Origin of the sequence: Streptomyces sp. NBC_00576, from assembly GCF_036345175.1 — a bacterium.
Classification (GTDB): domain Bacteria; phylum Actinomycetota; class Actinomycetes; order Streptomycetales; family Streptomycetaceae; genus Streptomyces.
Genome location: NZ_CP107780.1, coordinates 3,055,050 through 3,078,742 on the forward strand (window position 1 = coordinate 3,055,050; position 23,693 = coordinate 3,078,742).

The following is a 23,693-nucleotide window of genomic DNA, read 5'->3' on the forward strand; positions in this document are numbered from 1 at the left end:
TCACGGAACCGGCCCGCTTGGCGAAGAAGTGGGCGAACGCGCTCTTAGTGAGCGGCACGCGCGCGTGCGTCGTGCCACTCGGGCGCGAGTACCGACCAGATCTCGGTGTCCGCTCGGACCCCCCGGTGCGGATAGTTCTCCCGCAGCAGGCCCTCACGGCTCATGCCCAGTCGCCGCGCCACGTTGATGCTCGCCTGGTTGGCGGACGACGCGTGCCACTCCACACGGTGCATGCCGCGTACGTCGATCGCCCAGTCGATGAGGACACGCATCGCGCGCGTGATCAGTCCGCGTCCGGTGCCGGCCGGTTCCAGCCAGCAGCCGACCTCGCAGTTGCCCTGCTCCGCGCTGAAGTTGAGGAACAGCACCCCGCCGACGAGCTTCCCGTCCAGCCAGATCCCGTGCAGCGACCCGGTGTCGGCGGCGCGCTGGTCGGCGTACCGCTGGAGCTGCTCCCGCGCGGAGTCGAGGTCCGTGGACTTCATCCCGAAGGGGATGTGCCGGGTGATGAAGTCCCGCCCCCGGTCGAGGTGTGCGAGGAACTCCTCGGCGTGCCAGGGCTCCAGGGGCCGCAGTTCGGCGCCGTCGTCACCCAGGGATATCGCGTACATCCTGCGGTCGCTCCTTCACCAGTACATCCCGTACGTCCATGACCTTCACCTCGGTCACGCCCGGAATGCTCGCACGGGCGGCCTCCTCCACGCCCGGCATTTGCTCGCCGGGAACGCGGCACTCGGGCGGCTCGATGCTGATGCGCGGCAGGTGGCGGTCGAGCCAGCGGGGCAGCCACCAGTTGGCGCCGCCGAGCAGATGCATCAGCGCGGGCACCAGGAGCGTACGCAGGACGAAGGCGTCGAGGGCGACGGCGGCGGCCAGGGCGATGCCGAACATCGCGATCACCCGGTCGCCACTCAGTACGAAGGCGAGGAAGACGGAGATCATGATGACGGCCGCGGAGTTGATCACGCGGCTGGTCTCGGCGAGGCCGACCCGGACGGCCCGCCGGTTGTCGCCGGTCTCCAGCCACTCCTCGTACATCCGGCTGACCAGGAAGACCTGGTAGTCCATGGAGAGCCCGAAGAGGACCGAGACCATGATCACGGGGAGGAAGGGCTCGATCGGGCCCGCGCTGCCGAGGCCCAGCAGTTCGCTCCCCCAGCCCCACTGGAAGATCGCGACGACGACACCGAACGAGGAGGCGACGGCGGCGACGTTCATCGCGGCGGCCTTGAGCGGAATGCCGATCGACCGGAACGCGAGCAGGAGCAACAGACAGCCCAGGCCGATCACGACACCGACGAACAGCGGCAGCTTGCCGATGATCACATCCGCGAAGTCGTCGTAGCTCGCAGTGACCCCGCCGACGTGCAGGTCGAGCGAGGTGCCGGTCTCCGCGCGCGGGAGCACCTTCTCGCGCAGCCGCTCCACCAGGTCACTGGTCCGCGCGGACTGCGGGGAGGACTCCGGTACGACGGTGAGGTACCCGGTGGAGCCGTTCGCGCTGTAGGTCACCGGGGAGGACGACGCGACGCCCTCGGTGGTCCGCAGGGTCGCGGCGAGGTTGTCGAGGACGAGCTTGTCCTCAGCGTCGGAGACGGGCGACACAAGGGTGAGCGGGCCGTTGACGCCGGGGCCGAAACCGTCGGCGAGGAGGTCGTAGGCCTGGCGCGTGGTCGTCGACCGAGGGTTGTTGCCCTGGTCGGAGGTGCCCAGATGGAGCGAGAAGGTGGGCAGGGCGAGCAGCGCCATGACGACCAGGGCGGCGGCGCCGAGCGCCTTGGGGTGGCGCTCGACGAACGCGGACCAGCGGGCGGCGAACCCGGTGGGCAGCTCCGGCTCGGGCCCGTGCTCGGCCAGCCTGCGCCGCTCGCGCCGGCTCAGGGCGCGCGGCCCGATGAACGACAGCAGGGCGGGGAGCAGGGTCACCGAGGCCGCGACGGTCAGGATCACCGTCAGCGAAGCCGCGATCGCGACCCCGTTGAGGAAGTCCAGCCGCAGGATCAGCATCCCCAGCAGAGCGATGCAAACGGTCGCACCCGCGAAGACGACGGCGCGCCCTGTGGTCGTGACCGCATTGACGGCCGCCTCGGCGACCGGCAGACCCCGTTTCAGGCCGCGTCGATGCCTGGTGACGATGAAGAGCGCGTAGTCGATGCCGACGCCGAGCCCGATCAGCATGCCGAGCATGGGCGCGAAGTCGGCGACGGTCATCGCGTGCCCGAGGAGCACGATCCCGGCGTACGCCGTACCGACGCTCACCAGCGCGGTGGCGATGGGCAGCGCGGAGGCGGCGAGCGAGCCGAAGGCGAGGAACAGCACGACGGCCGCGACGATCACGCCGACGGCCTCGGCGAGATGTCCGCCGGACGACTCGGTGAGCGCGATGGCGCTGCCGCCCAGCTCCACCTGGAGCCCGTCGGCCCGCGCCGCCTCCGCCGCATCGACGACGGCCCGCGCCTCGCCCTCGCCGATGTCCTCGGCGGACTTGCCGAAGGTGACGGTGGCGTACGCCGTACGCCCGTCGGCGCTGATGCGGCTGGCGTCGCGCCCCTCGTAGGGGCTGACGACCGAGGCCACCCCGGGCAGGTCGGCGATGCGGTCCAGGGTGCGGGTCATCGTCTGCTCGACGTCGGCGGCGCGGACCGTGCCGGAGGCGGTGCGCCAGACGACGGTGTCGGTGTCGCCGCCGAGCCCGGGGAAACCTTCCTCCAGGAGCTGGGTGGCGCGGCCCGACTCGGTGCCGGGGGCTTCGTAGTCGTTCGAGTACGCCGAGCCCATGACGGCGGCGGCAGCGGTCACGCCGGCGAAGGTGCCGAGCCAGATCAGAAGGACGACCAGGCGGTGCCTGACACACCAGCGTGCGAGGACTGCCACAGACGTGCTCCCTGGATGAAATGTGGATCTTTGACCGGGAACAGTCGTGAATGAACAGAACAGCCCGCAAAGAAACGAAAGAAGGCAAGAGCGATGCCGAACCACTGTTGCAGGCGATGGTGATCGTTGGACTCGTTAGTGCCTTTTTTCACAAGACTGCGAGTCACGTCACAGGACAATCGAATGAACTCTGTCACCCAAGGAGAAGACTCAGTCGAACTGGTCCCCGAGAGCCATCACCATCACCCCGACGATCAGCAGCCACAGCGCCCGTCGGGTACGCCCCCGCGCCCCCAGGACCGACGCGAGCGCACAGACGGCGGCGCCGAATGCGTACGCGCCGGGTACGAGGACAGGCGCGGAGCCCGTGAGGCGCAGCGTCGAGGCCGCGAGCCCCGCGAGGGCCAGCAGCGCCCCGGTTCCGGTCGCCGTCCAGCGGGCGCGCCGCGCGTCCAGCGCCGTGTCCTCGTACTCCCCCTCGTTCTCGTGGTTCTCGTGCACGTCCATGGCGCGGGAGCGTAGCGCGCCCACCTGAGAATTCGGATGCGGACGCCGGATGCCCACTGCTAGCGTCCGGCCGTCGACTGTCCGTATCCGGCTTTTCGCCGCCGACCCGAGCAGGTGCATTGTTTGAAGGTCCGACCGAGCTCCGAAGCATTCCGTTCTTCTTCACCGCAGAACCCAAGGAGCCCGTTCACCGATGTCCGACATCACATCAGGAACCTCGAACAAAAGCTCGAACGACCATCTCGCTGACCACCTCACCGACCGTCTGACGCACCCCGGCTATCCGCGCAGCAGCCGGTACGACGCGCGCTGGACCATCGACAACCAGATGGGTCCGCACGCCCTGTGGCTGCTGGAGTGGCTGGCCCCCGCGCTCGGCCTCGACACCCTCCCGCCGGGCGCCCGAGTGCTCGACCTGGGCTGCGGCAAGGCCATGACGTCCGTCTTCCTCGCCAAGGAGTACGACGTCCAGGTCACCGCCGCCGACCTGTGGATCCAGCCCGGCAAGAACGCGCGCCGCATCGCCGAGGCGGGCGTCGCCGACCGGGTACTGCCCGTGTATGCCGAGGCACACCAACTGCCGTTCGGTGACGGGTCGTTCGACGCGATCGTGAGCATCGACGCCTACCAGTACTTCGGCACGAACGACCTGTATCTGCCGAGCCTCACCCGGCTGCTGAAGCCGGGCGGGCGGATCGGTGTCGTCATGCCGGCGCTGCGCGAGGAGCCGGACGGTGTGGAGCCGCCGGAGCACCTGAAGCCGTTCTGGGACCCGGAGTTCTGGGCGTTCCACTCCGCCGACTGGTGGCGGCGGCAGTGGACACGCAGCGGGGCCGTGACGGTGGAGGCCGCCGACTGGCTGCCCGACGGCTGGCGGGACTGGCTGCTGTGGAGCGAGGTGTGCGCCGAGGCGAGCACCGAGGAGTTCATGGCGGGCATGGCCCGTGACCAGGTGGAGCTGATGCGCGCCGACCAGGGCCGATCCCTGGGCTTCGTACGGGTCGTGGGGCGCCGTACGTGATCACGTAGACGTAAGACGCAGTAAAGGCTGAGGGGCGCATCGGAATACCGATGCGCCCCTCAGGTGCTGCTCGACTGCTTGGCTCAGCCCTCGCTGACGCCCAGCTGCTCAAGGATCAGTTCCTTGACGCGGGCCGCGTCGGCCTGACCACGGGTCGCCTTCATGACCGCGCCGACCAGGGCGCCGACCGCGGCCACCTTGCCGCCGCGGATCTTGTCGGCGATGCCCGGGTTGCCGGCGATGGCCTCCTGGACGGCCGTGTTGAGCGCGCCGTCGTCGGAGACGACCTTCAGACCGCGCTTCTCGACGACCTCGTCCGGAGTGCCCTCACCCGCGAGAACACCCTCGATGACCTGGCGGGCCAGCTTGTCGTTCAGGTCGCCGGAGGTGACCAGCGCGGCGACCCGTGCGACCTGCTCGGACGTGATGGCCAGTGCGTCGAGCGCGGTGCCCGACTCGTTGGCGCTGCGCGCGAGTTCGCCCATCCACCACTTGCGGGCGGAAGCCGCGTCGGCACCGGCGTCGATGGTGCTGACGATCAGGTCGATGGCGCCCGCGTTGAGCATCGACTGCATGTCGGTCGCCGTGACACCCCACTCCGCGAGGAGCCGGTTGCGGCGGGCCAGCGGCAGTTCGGGGAGCCCGGCGCGGATCTCCTCGACCCACTCGCGGGAGGGGGCCACCGGCACCAGGTCCGGCTCGGGGAAGTACCGGTAGTCCTCGGCCTCCTCCTTCACGCGGCCCGAGGTCGTCGACCCGGTGTCCTCGTGGAAGTGCCGGGTCTCCTGGATGATCGTCCCGCCCGAGTTCAGTACGGCGGCGTGCCGCTGGATCTCGAAACGGGCGGCACGCTCCACGGAACGCAGCGAGTTGACGTTCTTCGTCTCGCTGCGGGTGCCGAACTTCTCGCGGCCGTGCGGGCGCAGCGACAGGTTCACGTCGCAGCGCATCTGCCCCTGGTCCATGCGGGCTTCCGAGACACCGAGCGCCTTGATGAGTTCGCGCAGCTCGGCGACGTACGCCTTGGCGACCTCGGGAGCGCGCTCGCCGGCGCCCTCGATCGGCTTGGTGACGATCTCGATGAGGGGGATGCCGGCGCGGTTGTAGTCGAGGAGCGAGTGCGAGGCACCGTGGATACGGCCCGTCGCGCCGCCGACGTGCAGCGACTTGCCGGTGTCCTCCTCCATGTGGGCGCGCTCGATCTCCACGCGGAAGGTCTCGCCGTCCTCCAGCTGGACGTCGAGGTAGCCGTTGAAGGCGATCGGCTCGTCGTACTGAGAGGTCTGGAAGTTCTTCGGCATGTCCGGATAGAAGTAGTTCTTCCGGGCGAAGCGGCACCATTCGGCGATCTCGCAGTGCAGCGCGAGGCCGATCTTGATGGCGGACTCGATGCCGATCGCGTTGACGACCGGGAGCGCGCCGGGCATGCCGAGGCAGGTCGGGCAGGTCTGCGAGTTGGGCTCGCCGCCCAGCTCGGTCGAACAGCCGCAGAACATCTTGGTCTTGGTACCGAGTTCGACATGGACTTCGAGGCCCATGACGGGGTCGTACGTCGCCAGGGCGTCCTCGTACGACACCAACTCGTCGGTCGTGGTGGTCACGGTGAAAACTTCCCTCTCAGCCCAGCAGGACGTCGTCGTCGCCCAGCCGCTTCAGCTCGCGGTAGAGGATGGCGAGGCCGGTGACGATGGCGGCGGCGGACACGGCCGCGTCGATGAGGCGCAGCGTGTCGTTCTCCGAGCGGGCCTTCTTGGCCTGCTTGGCGACGCTGAGGGCACCGAACGCGGTGGTCGCGATGGACAGGTACGTGCCGGACTTGGACTTCTTGAAGCCCTTGGCCTTCGAAAGAGCTTTACTCACAGCGACGGTGCCTCCTCGAGCAGCGGGTGCCCCCACTTTTCCACGAAGGCGGCCTCGACGGCGGCCCCGACCTTGTAAAGGCGGTCGTCCTTGAGCGCCGGGGCGATGATCTGGAGCCCGACCGGCAGTCCGTCCTCCGGTGCGAGACCGCAGGGCAGGGACATGGCCGCGTTGCCGGCCAGGTTGGTCGGGATGGTGCAGAGGTCCGCGAGGTACATCGCCATCGGGTCGTCGGCGCGCTCGCCGATCGGGAAGGCGGTGGTGGGCGTGGTCGGGGAGACGATCACATCCACCGACTCGAACGCCTTCTCGAAGTCCCGGGTGATGAGCGTACGGACCTTCTGGGCGCTGCCGTAGTACGCGTCGTAGTAGCCGGAGCTGAGCGCGTACGTGCCGAGCATGATGCGGCGCTTGACCTCGGGGCCGAAGCCCTCCGCGCGGGTGAGCGAGGTGACCTCTTCGGCGGAGTGCGTACCGTCGTCGCCGCTGCGCAGGCCGTAGCGCAGCCCGTCGAAGCGGGCGAGGTTGGACGAGCACTCGGAGGGCGCGATCAGGTAATAGGCCGACAGCGCCAGGTCGAAGGACGGACAGTCCAGCTCGACGATCTCGGCGCCCAGCTCCTTGAGGAGCGCGACGGACTCGTCGAAGCGCTGGATGACGCCGGCCTGGTAGCCCTCGCCGCGGAACTGTTTGACGACGCCGACGCGCATACCCTCGACGCTGCCGTTACGGGCGGCCTCGACGACCGGCGGGACCGGCGCGTCGATCGAGGTGGAGTCGAGCGGGTCGTGCCCGGCGATGGCCTCGTGGAGGAGCGCCGCGTCCAGGACCGTACGGGCGCAGGGCCCGCCCTGGTCGAGGGAGGACGAGAAGGCGACCATGCCGTACCGCGACACGGCCCCGTACGTCGGCTTGACGCCGACCGTGCCGGTGACGGAGGCGGGCTGGCGGATGGAACCGCCGGTGTCCGTCCCGATGGCCAGCGGCGCCTGGAAGGAGGCGAGGGCGGCGGAGGAACCGCCACCGGAGCCACCGGGGATGCGGGTGAGGTCCCACGGGTTGCCCGTCGGCCCGTACGCGCTGTTCTCGGTGCTCGACCCCATGGCGAACTCGTCCATGTTGGTCTTGCCGAGGATGACGACATCGGCGGCCTTCAGCCGCTTGGTGACGGTCGCGTCGTACGGCGGAATCCACCCTTCGAGCATCTTGGACCCGACGGTGGTCGGGATCCCCTCGGTGGTGAAGATGTCCTTGAGCGCGAGGGGTACGCCGGCCAGCGGGCCCAGCGTCTCCCCGCGCTCGCGCTTGGCGTCGACGGCACGGGCCTGGGCGAGGGCGCCCTCCCGGTCGACGTGCAGGAAGGCGTGCACCTTCTCGTCGACGGCCTCGATCCGGGCCAGGTGGGCCTCGGTGACCTGGACGGCGGTGAGCTCGCCGGAGGCGATCTTCGCTGCGGTCTCGGCGGCGGTGAGCCGAATGATGTTGACGTTGCTGTTGTCCGTCATGGTGATTAGTCCTCCCCCAGGATCTGCGGCACCTTGAAACGCTGCTGCTCCTGGGCGGGGGCGCCGGAGAGCGCCTGCTCGGGGGTGAGCGACGGACGGACCTCGTCCGCGCGCATGACGTTCGTCAGCGGCAGCGGGTGCGAGGTCGGCGGTACGTCTTGGTCGGCGACCTCGCTGACGCGGGCGACCGCGCCGATGATGTCGTCGAGCTGTCCTGCGAAGTGGTCGAGCTCTTCGCCCTTCAGCTCCAGACGCGCCAGCCGTGCGAGGTGGGCGACCTCCTCGCGCGTGATGCCAGGCATGCAGCGATCCTCTGGGTGAGTGCGGTGTGGGTTTTGGCCCCAATCCTAGGGGGCAGGGAGAACAACCCGCGCACGGGTTTGCTGCAGCGCACCCGAGGCCACCACCGGCGAGAGCCCTCCACAGGCGACGGCACCCTTTTGACGGGCGGCAAACGGGCGGTGCGCGGGTGGAAGATCTCCCCGATTCACTCCGCGGCGGGCAAAGCCGCCCGCGGACGCTGCCAACCACGAGTCCCCCGCGCCAACAACCAGGCCGTGGCCTCCTCCGGAGGCATCGCAGCGGCGACAAGCCATCCCTGCACCGCGTCACACCCCATGTCCCGCAACCGCTCCCACGTCTCGTCGTCCTCAACACCCTCGGCGACAACAAGCAGCCCCAGAGAATGCGCGAGATCCACCGTGCACCGCACGATCTCCGAATCCTCCGTGTCCACCGCGAGCCGCGCCACGAACGACCGGTCGATCTTCAGCTCACTCACCGGCAGCCGTCGCAGATGGACCAGCGACGAGTACCCCGTCCCGAAGTCGTCCAGCGACATCTTCACGCCGTGCGCGGTGAGCGCGGCCAGCGTGTCCGCGGCCCTCTGCGGGTCCTCCAGCAGCACGTGTTCCGTTATCTCCAGCTGGAGCGCCCCCGGCGGGACCCCGTGCCGAGCCAGCCGTGCGGCGACGGAACCGGCGAAGCCGGGAGTGTGGACGTCCCTCGGGGAGACGTTGACGGCGACCGGGACGAACAGCTTCTGGGAGCGCCACTTCGCGACCTGTTCGAGCGCCGTCTCCAGCACGTACTCCGTGAGGTGGGGCATCAGCCCGGACGACTCGGCGATCGCTATGAACTCGTCCGGCGGCACCTTCCCGCGCTCCGGGTGCACCCACCGCACGAGCGCCTCCAGGCCGGCCACCTGCCCGTCGAAGCGCACCTTGGGCTGGTAGTGCAGCTCGACCTCGTGCGCGTCGAGCGCGCGCCGCAGGTCGCCCAGCAGGCCCAGCCGGTCCGGGGTGTTGGAGTCCCGCTTGATCTCGTACACCTCGACGCCCGTGCGGTCCCGCTTCGCCTGGTACATCGCGACGTCCGCGCGCCGCAGCAGCCCCTCCGCGTCGAGCGCGTGGTCGGGGAAGACGGCGAGGCCCGCGCTGGCCTCCAGGACGAGGGTGAGTCCGTCGAGGTCGAGCGGGGAGCCGAGCACGGCGACCAGGTTGCGGGCGACGCGGGTGGCAGACGTCGTGGAGTCGACGACCGGCAGTAAGACGGCGAACTCGTCGCCGCCGAGCCGCGCGGCCTCGGCGCCACGCGGCAGGGCGAGGCGCAGCCGGTCCGCTATCTGGAGGAGGAGGCGGTCACCGGCGAGGTGGCCCAGTGTGTCGTTGACGGACCGGAAGCGGTCGAGGTCTATGAGCATCAACGCGGCCCGCGCATCGATGCGTTCGGCATCGTCGAGGGCCGTCCAGGTCCGTTCCAGGAGCCACTGTCTGTTGGGCAGTCCGGTCAGCGGGTCGCGCAGTTGTTCCTCGGCCCGGGCCCTGGCTATCCACAGGGTGGAGTCGAGAGCGATGAGAGGGATGGCGAACAGCGGCAGCAGGATCGGCAGGGCGACGGCGACGACGCAGATCAGCGGCGCGATGGCCAGCAGCGCGATAGCGACCAGGCCCTGTCTGACCAGGGCGGAGCGGGCGACCGTGGGCAGTCCTCCGCGCGGGGTGTGCAGATACCAGAGCAGGGTGCGGGTGAGCCCGAGGTAGGTGACCGCGATCAGCATCACCTCGGGTGCCGTGTAGACGCTCCAGGTCATCGGGTCCCACGGTGACTCGACGGACGGGATCCGGCCGAACGCGGCGAGCACCAGCGCGCCGGCGCCGATGCCGAGGATGTCCACCGAGCCGTGCAGGATGCCCTGCCGCCAGCGGTGGCGCCGGGCTATGCCGACCAGGACGACGACGGTGAGGCTGACCATGCCGGCCGGCACCCACCCGTACAGCAGCAGTACGGCGAGGGTGAGGGCGGAGCCCGATCCGGTGCCGCCCCACCAGCGGGCGCGGCCGAGGGCGACGAGGTGGCCGACGATGACACCGGTGAGCACGGCGAAGGCCCAGCCGACGGTGCCGGAGGGGAAGAGCGCGCTGTGGCCGGTGAAGCCGCGATAGAAGCCTGCGCCCAGGACGAACCCGGCCGACGCGACGACCGCCGCGGGCAGCGCGGGCCAGGACAGCTGGCGTGCGGGGTCATGGGCGTGCAGGTGGGCGACGCGTTCCTCGGCGGTGAGGTGGGCCGTCAGCGGGGTCGACACCCTGCTGTCGGCGACGATGCGCTGCCCCGTGCCGCCGCTCCCACCCGTCCTGCCCGCCGGTCCGGTCGTACCTACGCCGATACCCGCCCGGTCCAGGAACCGTGCCGTCCGGCGGGCCGCACCCTGTTCCCGGCCCGGCTCGGGGCGGCCCGCGAGGAGGCCGGAACCCCAACGCCAGAAGCCGGATATCCGGCTTCGGCGCAGCCTTGAGGGAGGGGCGGCGCTATCGGTCGGTTCCATTCCCGTCCCTCTCACAGCCGGCGGTGCCCACGCCACGCGGTCCGCTGTCCGTCAACCGTCAACAGCACCGCGTCCGAAACCGCATCCGGGCACGGCAGGCGCATACGTCAACAGTAGGCCGCAGAAGGCTTCCACGTGCAGCAGTCGTCGACGGTTGCCCGAATGCGACCGGCCACCCGTATGCATCTGGTATGCGCCGATCGGGTGGTCTTCAACCCCTGTTCCTCCCCTGTTCCTCCCCTATTCCTGGTGCGGAAGCGCTGCTTCGGCCGCTGCCTCGGGCCCCTGTTCGAGTAGGACGGCGAAGCCGTCCTCGTTCAGAACAGGCACCTTCAACTGCATGGCCTTGTCGAACTTCGAACCAGGATTGTCACCCACAACCACGAAAGACGTCTTCTTCGAAACAGAACCGGTCACCTTTGCTCCACGGCTCTGCAGCGCCTCCTTCGCGCCGTCCCGGGTGTGGTGTTCGAGGGTGCCGGTCACGACGACGGTGAGCCCTTCGAGCGGGCGCGGCCCCTCGTCCTCACCGGAGCCCTCCTCCTCCATCCGGACTCCGGCGGCCCGCCACTTGCGCAGGATCTCCTGGTGCCAGTCCACCGCGAACCACTCCTTGAGCGAGGCCGCGATGATCGGGCCGACCCCGTCCGTGGTCGCCAACTCCTCCTCGGAGGCCTGCTCAATGCGCTCGATCGAGCGGAATTCACGGGCCAGCGCCTCGGCGGCGACCGGACCGACATGCCGGATCGACAGACCGGTGATGATCCGGGCCAGCGGACGCTCCTTGGCGGCGGCGATGTTGGCGAGCATCGAGACCGCGTTCTTCCTGGGCTCGCCCTCCTGGTTGGCGAAGACCGTCACGATCTTCTCCTCGCCGGTCTTCGGGTCACGCTTGGGCAGCCCGCTGTCCTGGTCCAGGACGTACGCCTTGATCGGCAGCAGCCGCTCGATGGTGAGGTCGAAGAGGTCGCCCTCGTCGACGAGCGGCGGCTCGGCCGGCTCCAGCGGCTTGGTGAGCGCGGCGGCGGCCACGTAACCGAAGTTCTCGATGTCGAGGCACTTGCGCCCGCCGAGATAGAACAGCCGCTCCCTCAACTGGGCCGGGCAGCTCTGTCCGTTGGGGCAGCGAAGGTCGACGTCGGCCTCCTTCATGGGCCGCAGCGGCGTACCGCACTCGGGGCACTCGGCCGGCATCTCGAAGGGCTTCTCCGTGCCGTCGCGCAGGTCGGCGACCGGGCCGAGGATCTCCGGAATCACGTCACCGGCCTTGCGCAGCACCACGGTGTCGCCGATGAGTACGCCCTTGGCCTTGACGACGTCCTGGTTGTGCAGGGTGGCGAACTCGACCTCCGAGCCGGCCACCGTGACCGGTTCGACCTGCGCGTACGGCGTGACCCTGCCCGTACGCCCCACGCCCACGCGGATGTTGATGAGCTTGGTGTTGACCTCCTCGGGCGCGTACTTCCAGGCGATCGCCCAGCGCGGGGCGCGCGAGGTCGAGCCGAGGCGGCCCTGGAGCGGGATCTCGTCGAGCTTGACGACGACCCCATCGATCTCGTGCTCCACGGAGTGCCGGTTCTCGCCGTAGTACGCGATGAACTCCCGTACGCCGTCGAGGTCGTCGACCTGCTTCGCGTACCGCGTGGTCGGCAGGCCCCACTCGTGGAGGAGTTTGTACGCCTCGGAGAGGCGGGTCAGCGGGTCGTAGCCCTCCAGGGCGCCGATGCCGTGAACCACCATGTGCAGCGGGCGCGTGGCGGTGACGCGCGGGTCCTTCTGGCGGAGCGAACCGGCCGCCGCGTTGCGCGGGTTGGCGAACGGCTTGTCACCGCCCTCCACCAGGCGGGCGTTCAGCTCCTCGAACTTCTCCATCGGGAAGTAGACCTCGCCGCGGATCTCCACCAGGTCCGGGACGCGTCCACCCGTCAGCCGATCCGGGATCTCGGCGATCGTCCGCACGTTGGGCGTGATGTCCTCGCCGGTGCGGCCGTCGCCGCGGGTCGCCGCGCGCGTGAGACGCCCGTTCTCGTACGTCAGGTTGACGGCGAGGCCGTCGACCTTCAGCTCGCACAGGAAGTGGTGCTCGGATGCGCCGACGTCCTTGTGGACGCGCTCCGCCCACGCCGCCAGTTCCAGGTCGTCGAAGGCGTTGTCGAGGGAGAGCATGCGCGAGCGGTGCTCGACCGACGTGAAGTCCGTCTCGTACGCCCCCGAGACCTTCTGGGTCGGGGAGTCGGGAGTGCGCAGCTCCGGATGCTCCTCCTCCAGCGCCTCCAGGGTGCGCAGGAGCTTGTCGAACTCCGCGTCGCTGACGACGGGAGCGTCGTTCACGTAGTACCGGAAGCGGTGCTCCTCGATGCGCTCGGCGAGCTGGGCGTGCCTGTCGCGCGCCTCGGCGGGCACCGATGTGGTCTGTGCGTGCTGTTCGCCGGCCACCGTATTGTCCTCCCGTTACTCTGGGTTGTCCGCGAGTGATCTCGCCGCCTGGACGCAGTGGGCGAGCGCCTGTCGTGCGTACTGCGGGGAAGCGCCCGCGAGTCCGCACGACGGAGTGATCGTGACCGCCTCCGCGAGAAGCCCCGGATGCAGCCCCAGCCTGCGCCACAACGACCTGACCCCACTGACGCTACCGGCAGGGTCTGACAATGGGCCGTCCGTGCCCGGCACGACACCGGCGAACAGGCGCGTACCGCCTTCCACCGCCTCACCGATCACGTCGTCGTCACGCTCGGTGAGAAGTGCGAAGTCGAAGGAGACGGCGGCGGCACCGGCTCTGCGGAGCAGGGCGAACGGGACGTCCGGCGCGCAGGAGTGAACGACGACCGGCCCGTCGCCGGCCGCCGCGACGACCTCCCGGAGGGTCGCCTCGGCGACCTGGCGGTCGGGAGCACGGTGGGTGCGGTAGCCGCTGGCGGACCTCACGTGGCCGCGCAGTACGGCGATGAGGGACGGTTCGTCGAGCTGCAGGACGAGTTGGGCTCCGGGGATGCGGCGGCGCAGTTCGTCGAGGTGGAGGCGGATGCCCTCGGCGAGGGAGCCGGCGAGGTCGCGGCAGGCGCCGGGGTCGGAGAGGGCGAGCTCACCGTTCCTGAGTTCCAGGCCGGCGGCCAGTGTCCAGGGGCCCACGGCCTGTACCTTCACCTGGCCCTCGTACCCCTGCGTGAACTCCTCCAGCGCGTCGACGTCCTCGCCGAGCCAGGAACGGGCCCGCTTGGTGTCCCGGCCCGGGCGGTCACCGAGGCGCCAGCCGCTGGGCTCCACGCGCGCGTACATCTCCACGAGCATGCCGATGGTGCGGCCGATCATGTCGGCGCCGGGGCCGCGGGCGGGGAGTTCGGGCAGGAAGGGGAAGGTCTCGAAGGTCCCGGTGGCCGCCTTGGCGGCTTCCCGGGCGTCGCCGCCGGGAAGGGAACCGATGCCGGTGGCGGGGCCGAAGGTGGGGTTCGCGTTCACGTGAGGCAGCCTATGTTTCTTCGCCCCCGCCGCCCCTACCCGTCCCTCCCCCAGAGGGGGGACCCCCATCGGGGGCGCTGCCCCCGAACCCCCGCTCCTCAAACGCCGGAGAGGCTGGAACACCCAGCCTCTCCGGCGTTTGAGGACAGGCCCCGTCAGCGACCCGGGCGTACCGTCACGTCGTTGATCTCCGCGTCCCGGGGCAGGTCCAGCGCCAGCAGGATCGTGGTCGCCACCGACTCGGGGTCGATCCACTTCGACGGGTCGTACTCCTTGCCCTCCTGCTGGTGCACCTTCTCCTGCATCGGACTCGTCGTACGCCCCGGATAGACCGTCGTCACCCGCACCCCCGCCTCGTGTTCCTCCTGGCGCAACGAGTCCGCGAGGGCCTTGAGGCCGTGCTTGGACGCGGCGTACGCGGACCAGTTGGCACTCGCGTTCAGGCCCGCGCCGGAGTTGACGAAGATCACCTGGCCCTGGGAGACGCGGAGTTGGGGCAGGAGGTGACGGGTCAGCTCGGCGGGGGCGATCAGGTTGACGTTCAGCTGGTGGCGCCAGGTCTTCGGGGTCAGGTCGCCAACAGGGCCGAGATCGACCACCCCCGCGATGTGCAGCAGGGAGTCCACTCGCTCCGGCAGCGCCTGGTGGGAGAACGCCCAGGACAGCCGGTCCGGATCGGCCAGGTCGCCCACCAGAGTCCTCGCCCCCGGGAACTCCGCCGCCAACTCCTTCGCGCGCCCCGCGTCCCGCGCGTGCAGCACGAGTTCGTCCCCGCGCGCGTGCAGCCGCCGCGCGACCGCCGCACCGATACCCGACCCCGCCCCGGTGATCACATGTGTAGCCATGCCCGCCATGCTCGCATCACGGGGCCGGCCGTCATGCCACTCCCCTGCTCTCCTCCAGGTACGCCAGCGCCCCCACCGGCTCCTCCGCGAAGAACACCAGGTCGGTGAGCGGGCGGGGCAGGAATCCCTCGGTCTCCATGCGGCGGAACTGTTCCTTCAGTCCGTCGTAGAAGCCCGCCGTGTTCAGCAGCACCACCGGCATGTCCGTCTTACGGTGCTTCTTCAGCTCCAGGATCTCCGTGGCCTCGTCGAGCGTTCCGGTGCCGCCCACCATGATCACGACAGCGTCCGCCTTCTCCAGGAGGATCCGCTTCCGCTCCCCGAGGTCGCGCGCGATCACCATCTCGTCGGCGCCCGGACGTGCCTTGGCCGCGAGGAAGTCCACCGAGACGCCGAGCAGCCGGCCGCCCGCCTCCTGGACTCCGTCCGCCACCACCTTCATCAGGCCCACGTCCGAGCCGCCCCAGACGAGGGTGTGCCCGCCCTTGCCGAGCAGTTTCGCGAACTCCCGCGCGGGGCGCGTGTAACGGTCGTCCAGGTCGGCGGCGGAGAGGAAGACACAGATGTTCATGCCCTCACCGTACGCGGGAGGATCACGGGCGGATCGCGGGCGGATCCGGGAACAACCCGGGCTCCGCGAACGCTCTTTCGACATGACCGAAGGACACACGATCACCATCGAGCAGCACACCGAGCGTGTACGGGTCGTCCACGGCGGCCAGGTGCTCGCCGAGAGCGAGCGGGCCCTCGTCCTGCGCGAGACCGGCCTGCCCCCGCGGTACTACCTCCCCGCGGAGGACGTCCGCCTCGACCTGCTGACGCCCTCCGACACCCACACGTACTGCCCCTTCAAGGGCACGGCGTCCTACTGGTCCCTCCCGGACGCCGCGGACCTCGTCTGGGCATACCCCGAGCCGAACCCGGAGGTGGCCCGGATAAAGGACCACCTCTGCTTCTACGAGGTCGAGACCCTGTAGACCGAACCGAGACGGCTCAGTTCACGCCCGCCGTGGCCCGGTTCGTCGTGGCGATCGTCGCCGAGCCGACGACGCGGGTGCCGTCGTACAGGACGATCGCCTGGCCCGGTGCCACCCCGCGTACGGGCTCGGTGAACGTGACCTCCAGGGTGCCGTCGAGCAGTTCGGCGGTCACCTCGGTCTCGCCGCCGTGGGCGCGCAGCTGGGCGGTGTAGGTGCCGGGGCCGGTGGGGGCCGCTCCGCACCAGCGGGGCTTGATGGCGGTGAGCGCGTCGACGTCGAGGGCGGCGGCCGGGCCGACCGTCACCGTGTTGTCGACCGGGGAGATGTCGAGGACGTAGCGCGGCTTGCCGTCGGCGGCCGGGGTGCCGATGCGAAGGCCCTTGCGCTGGCCGATGGTGAAGCCGTACGCGCCCTCGTGCGTGCCGATCTTCGCGCCGGACTCGTCGACGATGTCGCCCTCGGCGCGGCCCAGGCGGTTTGCCAGGAAGCCCTGGGTGTCGCCGTCGGCGATGAAGCAGATGTCGTGCGAGTCGGGCTTCTTGGCGACCGCGAGGCCGCGCCGCTCGGCCTCCGCGCGGATCTCGTCCTTGGTGGTGAGGGTGTCGCCGAGGGGGAACATCGCGTGGGCGAGCTGACGGTCGTCGAGCACCCCGAGGACGTACGACTGGTCCTTGGCCATGTCGGAGGCGCGGTGCAGCTCGCGCGTGCCGTCCTCGAGAACGATCACCTGGGCGTAGTGGCCCGTGCAGACCGCGTCGAAGCCCAGGGCGAGGGCCTTGTCGAGGAGCGCGGCGAACTTGATCTTCTCGTTGCAGCGCAGGCACGGGTTGGGGGTGCGCCCCGCCTCGTACTCGGCGACGAAGTCGTCCACCACGTCCTCGCGGAAGCGTTCGGCGAGGTCCCACACGTAGAAGGGGATGCCGATGACGTCGGCCGCACGGCGGGCGTCGCGGGAGTCCTCGATGGTGCAACAGCCACGCGCGCCCGTGCGGAACGACTGCGGGTTCGCGGACAGGGCGAGGTGGACGCCTGTCACATCGTGGCCGGCTTCCGCCGCGCGGGCGGCGGCTACGGCGGAGTCCACGCCGCCGGACATGGCGGCCAGTACGCGGAGGGGCTGCTGCGAGGTGTGAGTCATAACCCCTCAAGGGTACGGGGCGCCGGGAACCGGGGCGCGCGAGTATCCGTTCACGCTCACATGGAGGAAACACAGGCTCGGCGGGACACCGGCCGCGGCCTTTCGCAGGACATCCCCCAGCAGTTGCGGAGCGAGGGGCACGGGAGGGCGCCCAAGGACGGCGACCGGCGGATCGGGCGGCGCGCCCTGCTCATCGGCGGGGCGGTGGCCGCCGTCGCCACGGGCGTGCTCGCGCGCGACGAGCTGGGGCACCTGTGGTGGCGGGTGCCCGGGGTGTCCAAGCCGCGCAAGGAGGGCGAGGTCGACTTCACGGGGGCGCGCTGGGTGGCGGCCTCCTCGGCGAACTGGCGGATGGCGGACCGGCCCGACGACTACGCCGTGGACCGGGTGATCATCCATGTCACGCAGGGCAGCTTCGCCAGCGCGGTGAAGGTCTTCCAGGACCCGGGGCACGGAGCGGCGGCGCACTACGTCGTCCGCAAGGACGGGCGGATCACCCAGATGATCCGCGAGCTGGACGTGGCGTTCCACGCGGGCAACCGGGAGTACAACGAGCGGAGCGTGGGCATCGAGCACGAGGGCTTCGTGGAGAAGCCCGAGGACTTCACGGACGCGATGTACGCCGCCTCGGCGCGGCTGACGGCCCGGGTCTGCGCGCGGTACGACATACCCGTCGACCGGGAGCACATCATCGGGCATGTGGAGGTGCCGGGCACGGACCACACCGATCCGGGGAAAGGGTGGGACTGGGAGAAGTACCTGCGGCTCGTGACACAGGCCCGCACCGCTCCGGTGCGAAAATCGGCGTGACGTACATCATATGGCTCAAGGTTATGAGCTTGGAATGAGTGCCGGCCGCCCGAAGTGTCCGGTCCGCAGATCCTGACCTGCGCGCCGCCAACTCGCCTGTGTTTTCGCAGAGTTGAGCATCAGGGCGACGCTTTCGGTTTCCACAGGTTCTCGCCGGACTTCCAAAGTTTCCCTCAGTCCTCACACAGCCCTTGGCCCAAAGCTCCGCTGCCATGAGCAACATGACCAACACAAAGAGCAAGGGCATGCACCGGCGGAAGTTCCTCGGCGGAATGGCCGGGGCCGGGCTGGCGGCCGTAGGTGCGGCGGGGGCGACCTTCGCCATGCTGACCGACGGCAACGCCTTCGAGGCCGCGGCGGCCGACACCACCCTGAACATCCCGGACCTGCTGGAGGGCACCACCGCCGACGGCACCACGACATTCACCCTGACCGCGAAGACCGGGACGAGCGAGGTGGTCAGCGGCGTCACCAGTACGACGGCCGGCTACAACGGGTCGTACCTCGGCCCGACCATGAAGTGGACCAACGGCAGCACCGTCCTGCTGAACATCACCAACACCCTGGGCGCGGACACCAGCGTCCACTTCCACGGCGCCCACGTCCCGCCCAAGATGGACGGCGGCCCGCAGAACGCCTTCGCCGACGGCACGACCTGGTCGCCCACCTTCGAGATCAAGGACGAGGCCAAGACCCTCTGGTACCACCCGCACGCCCTGGGCACCACGGCCGAGCAGGTCGTCCACGGTCTGGCCGGGATGATCATCGTCGAGGACGACTCGGACGCCTCGGCCGCGCTGCCGAGCGAGTACGGCGTCGACGACATCCCGCTCATCCTGCAGTGTCTGGCCGCCGACAGCTCGGGCGACATCAAGTACAACCTGACCGGCTACCTCTCCGCCGGCCTGTCCTATCCGGTGCTGTGCAACGGCACCAACGTCGACGCGACCACCCTCGGCTTCACGGCCACCAAAACCCGTACGCGGTTCCGGGTGCTCAACGCCTCCCCCTCCGACATCATGACCGTCCAGCGGAGCGACGGCGGGACCCTCACCCAGATAGCCACCGACCAGGGCTATCTGACCGAGGCCACCGAGGTGACCTCCATCCGGCTGGTGGCGGGTGCCCGCGCCGAGTTCGTCCTCGATCTCAGCGCCGCGGTGACCCTGCAGACCGTCGTCACCACCGGCTGGGTTCGCGGCGGCAGCGGCACGTACGACTTCCTGACCGTCACGCCGGACGCCTCCGACACCCCGGCCGACCTGCCGAGCTCGCTCAACACGATCACCCGGTACGACACGACGGACTTCGCCGCCCGCACGGTCACGCTGGGGCAGGTGGGCACGGCGATGAACATCAACGGCAAGTCCGGCACCACCATGGCCTCGATGGCGACGATCATGACCACCCTCGACGCCGAGGAGGTCTGGACGATCTCCAACACCACCCAGCTGGAACACTCCTTCCATCTGCATGACGTGCCGTTCCAGCTGATCGCGATCAACGGAGTCGCACCCACCGGCACCGACCTGGGCTGGTTCGACACCTACGAGGTGGTCGGCGGCGGCTCGATCAAGATCGCGATGAAGTTCACCGACTTCACCGACGACACGTACATGTACATGCTCCACTGCCATCTGCTGCAACACGAGGACGAGGGCATGATGGCCGCCCTCATGGTGATGGACAGCTGAGCGGGCCTGGTGAGGCAGGGTGCCCAACCTGCCCCTCGGCTAGCTGAGGCCCGCCGCCCGTGCCCGTTCCACCACGGGGCCGATCGCCTTCGCCACCGCCTCCACATCCGCCTGCGTGGAGGTGTGGCCGAAGGAGAAGCGCAGGGTGCCGCGGGCCAGGTCGGGGGCCGTACCGGTGGCCAGGAGAACATGGCTGGGCTGGGCCACACCGGCCGTGCAGGCGGACCCCGTCGAGCACTCGATGCCCTGAGCGTCCAGAAGCAGCAGCAGGGAGTCGCCCTCGCAGCCGGGGAAGGTGAAGTGGGCGTTGGCGGGCAGCCGGTCGACCGGGTCGCCGCCCAGCACCGCGTCCGGCACCACCCTGCGCACCTCCTCGATCAGGGAGTCGCGCAGGGCGCCGATCTCGTGCGCGAACCACTCCTGCTGCTCGGCGGCGATCCGCCCGGCCACCGCGAAGGAGGCGACGGCCGGCACATCGAGGGTCCCGGACCGCACGTGCCGTTCCTGCCCGCCGCCGTGCAGCACGGGTACGGGGCTGTACTCGCGGCCCAGCAGCAGCGCGCCGATGCCGTACGGGCCGCCGACCTTGTGGCCGGAGACGGTCATCGCGGCGAGCCCGGAGTCGGCGAAGGAGAGTGGCACCTGACCGAAGGCCTGCACGGCGTCGGCATGCAGGGGAATGTCGAACTCGCGTGCCACGTCGGCGAGTTCACGGACCGGCATGATCGTGCCGATCTCGTTGTTGGCCCACATCACGGTGGCCAGGGCCACACTGCCGGGGTCGCGGGCGACGGCCTCACGCAGGGCGTCGGGATGGACTCGGCCGTACGAGTCGACCGGGAGGTACTCGACGACGGCGCCCTCGTGCTCGCCGAGCCAGTGCACGGCGTCGAGAACGGCGTGGTGCTCGACGGGGCTGGCGAGAACGCGGACGCGGGCCGGATCGGCGTCCCGCCGGGACCAGTACAGCCCCTTGACGGCGAGGTTGTCGGCCTCGGTGCCGCCCGAGGTGAACACGACCTCGCTGGGCCGGGCACCCAGCGACTCGGCGAGCGTCTCACGGGCCTCCTCGACCGTACGCCTGGCCCTGCGGCCGGCCGCGTGGAGTGAGGAGGCGTTGCCGGTGACGCCCAGCTGCGCGGTCATTGCCTCGACCGCCTCCGGAAGCATCGGGGTGGTCGCGGCGTGGTCGAGGTATGCCATGGTGCCGTGATTCTACGGCGCCCCGGTGAAGGGACCGAGGGGAGGGCGCCCACGCTATCTGCGCACCGTCAGGAGTACGCCCACGCCACCCAGGACCGGGCCGACGGTGGTCAGAAGCTCCAGGAGACGGTGTTGTCCAGCTCCATGAGGGTGACCAGCACGACCAGGTCGGCCACGCCGAGACCGAGGCCGAGGATGGCCCGGCCGGGCCGCTTGGTGCCGCGCCAGAGGGCGACGACGGCCAGCGCGATGGCTACGGGGCCGAGGAAGACGTTGAGGACCAGCAGGCCCAGCAGACCGAGGACGAAGGACGCGACAGCCATGCCGTCGGCGTCGCGGGGAGCGGTGCGCTCGGTACGGCCGGTGGCCGATGCGGTGAGTTGCATGGTGATCAGCTCCGACGGGCGAGGCGCTCACGGAGCGCGAAGACGGCGAGCCAGGCGGCGATACCGGCGGCGGCCAGGACGGTGAACGAGACCGGGAGATGGGCGACGGTGCCCAGCACCATGCCCAGCAGCAGAAGGACGGCTACGAGGAAGAACATGGGAGGAGATCCCTTTCGTTACAGTTCAGTGAACGCTTGTAGTAACACTTGTTCACTGACTCTTGAGTCTAGCGCGCTTTCCGGCTTTTCAATTACAGAGAACAGTTGTTAACTGCATGGCATGAGTCACACTCTCGGCGTCCGACAGGTCCAGAAGCAGAAGACCCGGCAGGCGCTCCTGGACGCGGCGCTCGGCCTGTTGGAGGACCAGAGCCTGAGCAGCCTCGGTCTGCGCGAGGTGACCCGTGCCGTCGGAGTCGCCCCCACCGCCTTCTACCGGCACTTCCGCTCCACCGCCGACCTCGGTATCGCGCTCGTCGAGGAGGCGCTCGGCAGCCTCCACCCGATGATCGGTACGACGGTGTCCGGTTCCGGCGACAGCGAGGACCGCATAGTCCGCGCGGTCGACCTGATCGCCGGTCACGTCCAGGCGCAGCCCGCCCACGTCCGCTTCATCGCACGCGAACGGCATGGCGGGGTCCAGCCGGTCCGCGAGGCCATCCGGGACCAACTCGCCCGGTTCGCCGAGGAGGTGCGGGACGCGCTGGCCGAACAGCCCGAGTCCCAGGGCTGGACCGAGGAGGACCTGCTGATGCTCGCGGGTCTGTACGTCGACCAGATGCTGGTGACGGCCTCCCAGTTCCTGGAGACCCTGGACGCCCCGGCGGCACAGCGCGAACAGGTGGCCCACCTGGCGACCCGCCGAATGCGCCTGATCGCCATCGGCCGCAGACACTGGCTGGCCTGACCGACGGTGGACCACCCCCGGAACGCACGTGGGCGGCGCGCCCGTCCGTCGAGCGCGCCGCCCATGTCGTACCCGTACGAGGCCTCCTGGCCCGCAGCCCGTCAGCCCTGCCGCTGGATCTGCTGACCCTGCCCAGGGCCGCCCTGACCGCCACCGGGGCCACCACCACAGCCACCGCCACCGCCCTGACCGCGACCCGGGCCGCCGGACGGCATGCCCGAGGGCGCGCCGGACGGAGCCGCGCCGGTCGGCTGACCCGATGGAGCCCCTGAGGCACCGTCGGTCGGGGCCCCTGACGGGGCGCCGCTCGGCGCACCCGAAGGGGCGCCCGACGGCATGCCCGAGGGGGCCTGGCAACTCTGCCCGGAGGTACCGGAGTTGCCGCTGGTCGAGGTCGACGAGTCACCCGAACCGCAGGCGGTGAGCACCAGCGGGGACAGCGCCAGCAGAGCCACGGCGGGGACGAGACGCACACGCTTCATGAGAAACAACTCCAGGAAAGATGCAGGAGAGATGAGGAAGTTTCGAGGCAGGCATCGAATCAATGACACCTGGTGGTTCCTTGAGCCCGCCCTGTTTCCCGCCTGTGCGTCAGGTAAAGCGCGTCCATAAGAACGCGCCTGACCTGGCCTTTCTCTCCGGAGAGCAAACTACCCGCTGGTACAGGTCCGTGACAGAAGCCGCCGCGCGGTCCTCAGCCCCTCGGCCCCTCAGCCCTTCACCCGAGCCGTACGCTCGCCAACTGCCGTGACTGGGCGACGAGTCGGTCCGCGCTGTCCCAGACCTCGGCGTCCTCCTCCAGGAAGCCGCCGGCCAGGTTGCGGGTCGTTATCGACACCCGCAGCGGGCCCGGCGCCGGGCGGCAGCGGACATGCACGGTCAGTTCGACCGTCGGGACCCAGCCGGACATGCCGATCTCGAACGCGGTCGGCGGCAGCGCGTCGACGGCGAGGAGCAGCGAGAGGGGGTCGGCGTCGCGGCCGTCGGCGAGCCCGAACCAGGACCGCATCTCCCCCTTTCCGGAGGGTGCGCCGAGTGCCCAGCCGAGCGTGGCGGGGTCGAGTTTGAGCATCAGCCGGTCGGTGATGGTGGAACTGCCGGGGATGGGTGCGGGTGCGTCCTGCGGGCCGAAGCACTGGTCCATGGGCGGCATCGCGGGGGGCTCGGCGGTCGTCCGGACGTCGTCGGGAAGGGCGTCCAGGTCGCCGTAGGAGGCGAGGACCCGGATCCGCTCGACCTCCTGGCCCTCGTCGTCGTACTGGAAGAGGGAGGCCTGACCGGTCGACAGCGAGCGTCCGGTGCGGACCACGTCCGTGCGGACGACGGCCGGACCGGGGCGGGACGCGGTGAGGTAGTGCGCGGAGACGCTGAACGGGTCGCCGTGCGGGAGGGCGTCCGCGAGGGCGCGGCCCAGTACCGCCAGCAGATAGCCGCCGTTGACGGCGTTGATGACGGTCCAGCCGGCGGAGAGTTCGGCGTCGTAGACGCCGGGCGCGCGCCGGGTGACGGCGGTGTCGCGGTCGAACTCGCTGTCGCCGATGCTGGCTCGCACGGCCTGGACGGAAGCTGCTTCTGGCATGCCTGAACGGTACAACAGAAGAATACTAAGCGGTAGCTTTTTCGGATCGACGACGCTCTGCCGCTTGGTAAGTGCCCGGAATGTCTTGGGTAAGGGTTCGTCCGA

General features: G+C 69.9%; 23 protein-coding genes. 5 read left to right on the plus strand and 18 right to left on the minus strand.

Annotated features, from left to right (window positions below; translation table 11 throughout):
* Nucleotides 1–44: 44 nt before the first annotated feature.
* The 3 genes from OG734_RS12670 to OG734_RS12680 all read right to left on the minus strand — a co-directional run bounded on the left by OG734_RS12670 (nt 45) and on the right by OG734_RS12680 (nt 3,381).
* Nucleotides 45–611, minus strand: a complete 567-nt coding sequence (locus tag OG734_RS12670) for a GNAT family N-acetyltransferase (protein WP_330287585.1) — start codon at nt 609–611, stop codon at nt 45–47.
* Nucleotides 589–2,874 carry an MMPL family transporter gene (locus OG734_RS12675; protein WP_330287586.1) on the minus strand — a complete coding sequence of 762 codons (2,286 nt, stop codon included), beginning with the start codon at nt 2,872–2,874 and terminating at the stop codon, nt 589–591. The genes OG734_RS12670 and OG734_RS12675 overlap by 23 nt, the downstream gene beginning before the upstream one ends.
* 210 nt (nt 2,875–3,084) lie before the next feature.
* Nucleotides 3,085–3,381: a hypothetical protein gene (locus OG734_RS12680; RefSeq protein ID WP_330287587.1), complete on the minus strand. Its 297-nt coding sequence runs from the start codon at nt 3,379–3,381 to the stop codon at nt 3,085–3,087.
* A 193-nt stretch (nt 3,382–3,574) separates the two neighbouring features.
* On the opposite strand from OG734_RS12680, the gene OG734_RS12685 reads away from it, so the two are divergent.
* Entirely contained in the window at nt 3,575–4,402 is an 828-nt protein-coding gene (locus tag OG734_RS12685; RefSeq protein ID WP_330287588.1) for an SAM-dependent methyltransferase, read from the plus strand.
* Between the two features lie 83 nt (nt 4,403–4,485).
* Here OG734_RS12685 and gatB read toward each other — a convergent pair whose 3' ends face one another.
* The 9 genes from gatB to OG734_RS12730 form a co-directional block, all read right to left on the minus strand.
* A complete protein-coding gene (gatB, locus tag OG734_RS12690; protein ID WP_330287589.1) occupies nt 4,486–6,003 on the minus strand; it encodes an Asp-tRNA(Asn)/Glu-tRNA(Gln) amidotransferase subunit GatB in 1,518 nt (505 codons plus the stop codon).
* A gap of 16 nt (nt 6,004–6,019) precedes the next feature.
* Nucleotides 6,020–6,262, minus strand: a complete 243-nt coding sequence (locus OG734_RS12695) for a hypothetical protein (protein ID WP_330287590.1) — start codon at nt 6,260–6,262, stop codon at nt 6,020–6,022.
* The gene (gatA, locus tag OG734_RS12700) at nt 6,259–7,767 is read right to left on the minus strand and encodes an Asp-tRNA(Asn)/Glu-tRNA(Gln) amidotransferase subunit GatA (protein ID WP_330287591.1); all 1,509 of its coding nucleotides are present in this window, start codon (nt 7,765–7,767) and stop codon (nt 6,259–6,261) included. The genes OG734_RS12695 and gatA overlap by 4 nt, the downstream gene beginning before the upstream one ends.
* Nucleotides 7,768–7,772: 5 nt before the next feature.
* Entirely contained in the window at nt 7,773–8,069 is a 297-nt protein-coding gene (gene gatC / locus OG734_RS12705) for an Asp-tRNA(Asn)/Glu-tRNA(Gln) amidotransferase subunit GatC (protein WP_015036350.1), read from the minus strand.
* Nucleotides 8,070–8,254: 185 nt separating this feature from the next.
* Nucleotides 8,255–10,594 carry a putative bifunctional diguanylate cyclase/phosphodiesterase gene (locus OG734_RS12710; protein ID WP_330287592.1) on the minus strand — a complete coding sequence of 780 codons (2,340 nt, stop codon included), beginning with the start codon at nt 10,592–10,594 and terminating at the stop codon, nt 8,255–8,257.
* A 240-nt stretch (nt 10,595–10,834) separates the two neighbouring features.
* Nucleotides 10,835–13,030: an NAD-dependent DNA ligase LigA gene (gene ligA / locus OG734_RS12715; RefSeq protein ID WP_330287593.1), complete on the minus strand. Its 2,196-nt coding sequence runs from the start codon at nt 13,028–13,030 to the stop codon at nt 10,835–10,837.
* A gap of 15 nt (nt 13,031–13,045) precedes the next feature.
* Nucleotides 13,046–14,047, minus strand: a complete 1,002-nt coding sequence (locus OG734_RS12720; RefSeq protein WP_330287594.1) for a methionine synthase — start codon at nt 14,045–14,047, stop codon at nt 13,046–13,048.
* A gap of 155 nt (nt 14,048–14,202) precedes the next feature.
* The gene (locus tag OG734_RS12725; RefSeq protein ID WP_330287595.1) at nt 14,203–14,901 is read right to left on the minus strand and encodes an SDR family oxidoreductase; all 699 of its coding nucleotides are present in this window, start codon (nt 14,899–14,901) and stop codon (nt 14,203–14,205) included.
* A gap of 22 nt (nt 14,902–14,923) precedes the next feature.
* Complete coding sequence (locus OG734_RS12730) at nt 14,924–15,463, minus strand: TIGR00730 family Rossman fold protein (protein WP_330287596.1); 540 nt, start codon at nt 15,461–15,463, stop codon at nt 14,924–14,926.
* Nucleotides 15,464–15,545: 82 nt separating this feature from the next.
* On the opposite strand from OG734_RS12730, the gene OG734_RS12735 reads away from it, so the two are divergent.
* Nucleotides 15,546–15,869, plus strand: coding sequence for a DUF427 domain-containing protein (locus OG734_RS12735; RefSeq protein ID WP_330287597.1), 324 nt, complete (start codon nt 15,546–15,548; stop codon nt 15,867–15,869).
* Between the two features lie 16 nt (nt 15,870–15,885).
* On the opposite strand, the gene mnmA is transcribed toward OG734_RS12735, so the two are convergent.
* Complete coding sequence (gene mnmA / locus OG734_RS12740; RefSeq protein ID WP_330287598.1) at nt 15,886–17,010, minus strand: tRNA 2-thiouridine(34) synthase MnmA; 1,125 nt, start codon at nt 17,008–17,010, stop codon at nt 15,886–15,888.
* 60 nt (nt 17,011–17,070) lie between these two features.
* Here mnmA and OG734_RS12745 point away from each other — a divergent pair, with 60 nt between their 5' ends.
* The gene (locus tag OG734_RS12745) at nt 17,071–17,820 is read left to right on the plus strand and encodes an N-acetylmuramoyl-L-alanine amidase (protein ID WP_330287599.1); all 750 of its coding nucleotides are present in this window, start codon (nt 17,071–17,073) and stop codon (nt 17,818–17,820) included.
* Between the two features lie 221 nt (nt 17,821–18,041).
* Nucleotides 18,042–19,514 (plus strand): multicopper oxidase family protein, encoded by a 1,473-nt coding sequence (locus OG734_RS12750; protein ID WP_330287600.1) that lies wholly within the window; start codon nt 18,042–18,044, stop codon nt 19,512–19,514.
* A gap of 39 nt (nt 19,515–19,553) precedes the next feature.
* Here the strand turns inward: OG734_RS12750 and OG734_RS12755 are convergent, their stop codons facing one another.
* The 3 genes from OG734_RS12755 to OG734_RS12765 all read right to left on the minus strand — a co-directional run bounded on the left by OG734_RS12755 (nt 19,554) and on the right by OG734_RS12765 (nt 21,261).
* Nucleotides 19,554–20,717, minus strand: a complete 1,164-nt coding sequence (locus OG734_RS12755) for a cysteine desulfurase family protein (RefSeq protein ID WP_330287601.1) — start codon at nt 20,715–20,717, stop codon at nt 19,554–19,556.
* A gap of 110 nt (nt 20,718–20,827) precedes the next feature.
* On the minus strand, nt 20,828–21,103 hold the full coding sequence (locus OG734_RS12760; RefSeq protein ID WP_330287602.1) for a DUF4190 domain-containing protein: 276 nt from the start codon (nt 21,101–21,103) through the stop codon (nt 20,828–20,830).
* Nucleotides 21,104–21,108: 5 nt separating this feature from the next.
* Nucleotides 21,109–21,261 carry a hypothetical protein gene (locus tag OG734_RS12765; RefSeq protein WP_203730513.1) on the minus strand — a complete coding sequence of 51 codons (153 nt, stop codon included), beginning with the start codon at nt 21,259–21,261 and terminating at the stop codon, nt 21,109–21,111.
* Nucleotides 21,262–21,382: 121 nt separating this feature from the next.
* Here OG734_RS12765 and OG734_RS12770 point away from each other — a divergent pair, with 121 nt between their 5' ends.
* Nucleotides 21,383–22,009 (plus strand): TetR family transcriptional regulator, encoded by a 627-nt coding sequence (locus OG734_RS12770; protein ID WP_330287603.1) that lies wholly within the window; start codon nt 21,383–21,385, stop codon nt 22,007–22,009.
* A 101-nt stretch (nt 22,010–22,110) separates the two neighbouring features.
* On the opposite strand, the gene OG734_RS12775 is transcribed toward OG734_RS12770, so the two are convergent.
* The gene (locus OG734_RS12775) at nt 22,111–22,491 is read right to left on the minus strand and encodes a hypothetical protein (protein WP_330287604.1); all 381 of its coding nucleotides are present in this window, start codon (nt 22,489–22,491) and stop codon (nt 22,111–22,113) included.
* 236 nt (nt 22,492–22,727) lie between these two features.
* The gene (locus OG734_RS12780; RefSeq protein ID WP_330287605.1) at nt 22,728–23,588 is read right to left on the minus strand and encodes a thioesterase family protein; all 861 of its coding nucleotides are present in this window, start codon (nt 23,586–23,588) and stop codon (nt 22,728–22,730) included.
* Nucleotides 23,589–23,693 lie beyond the last annotated feature (105 nt).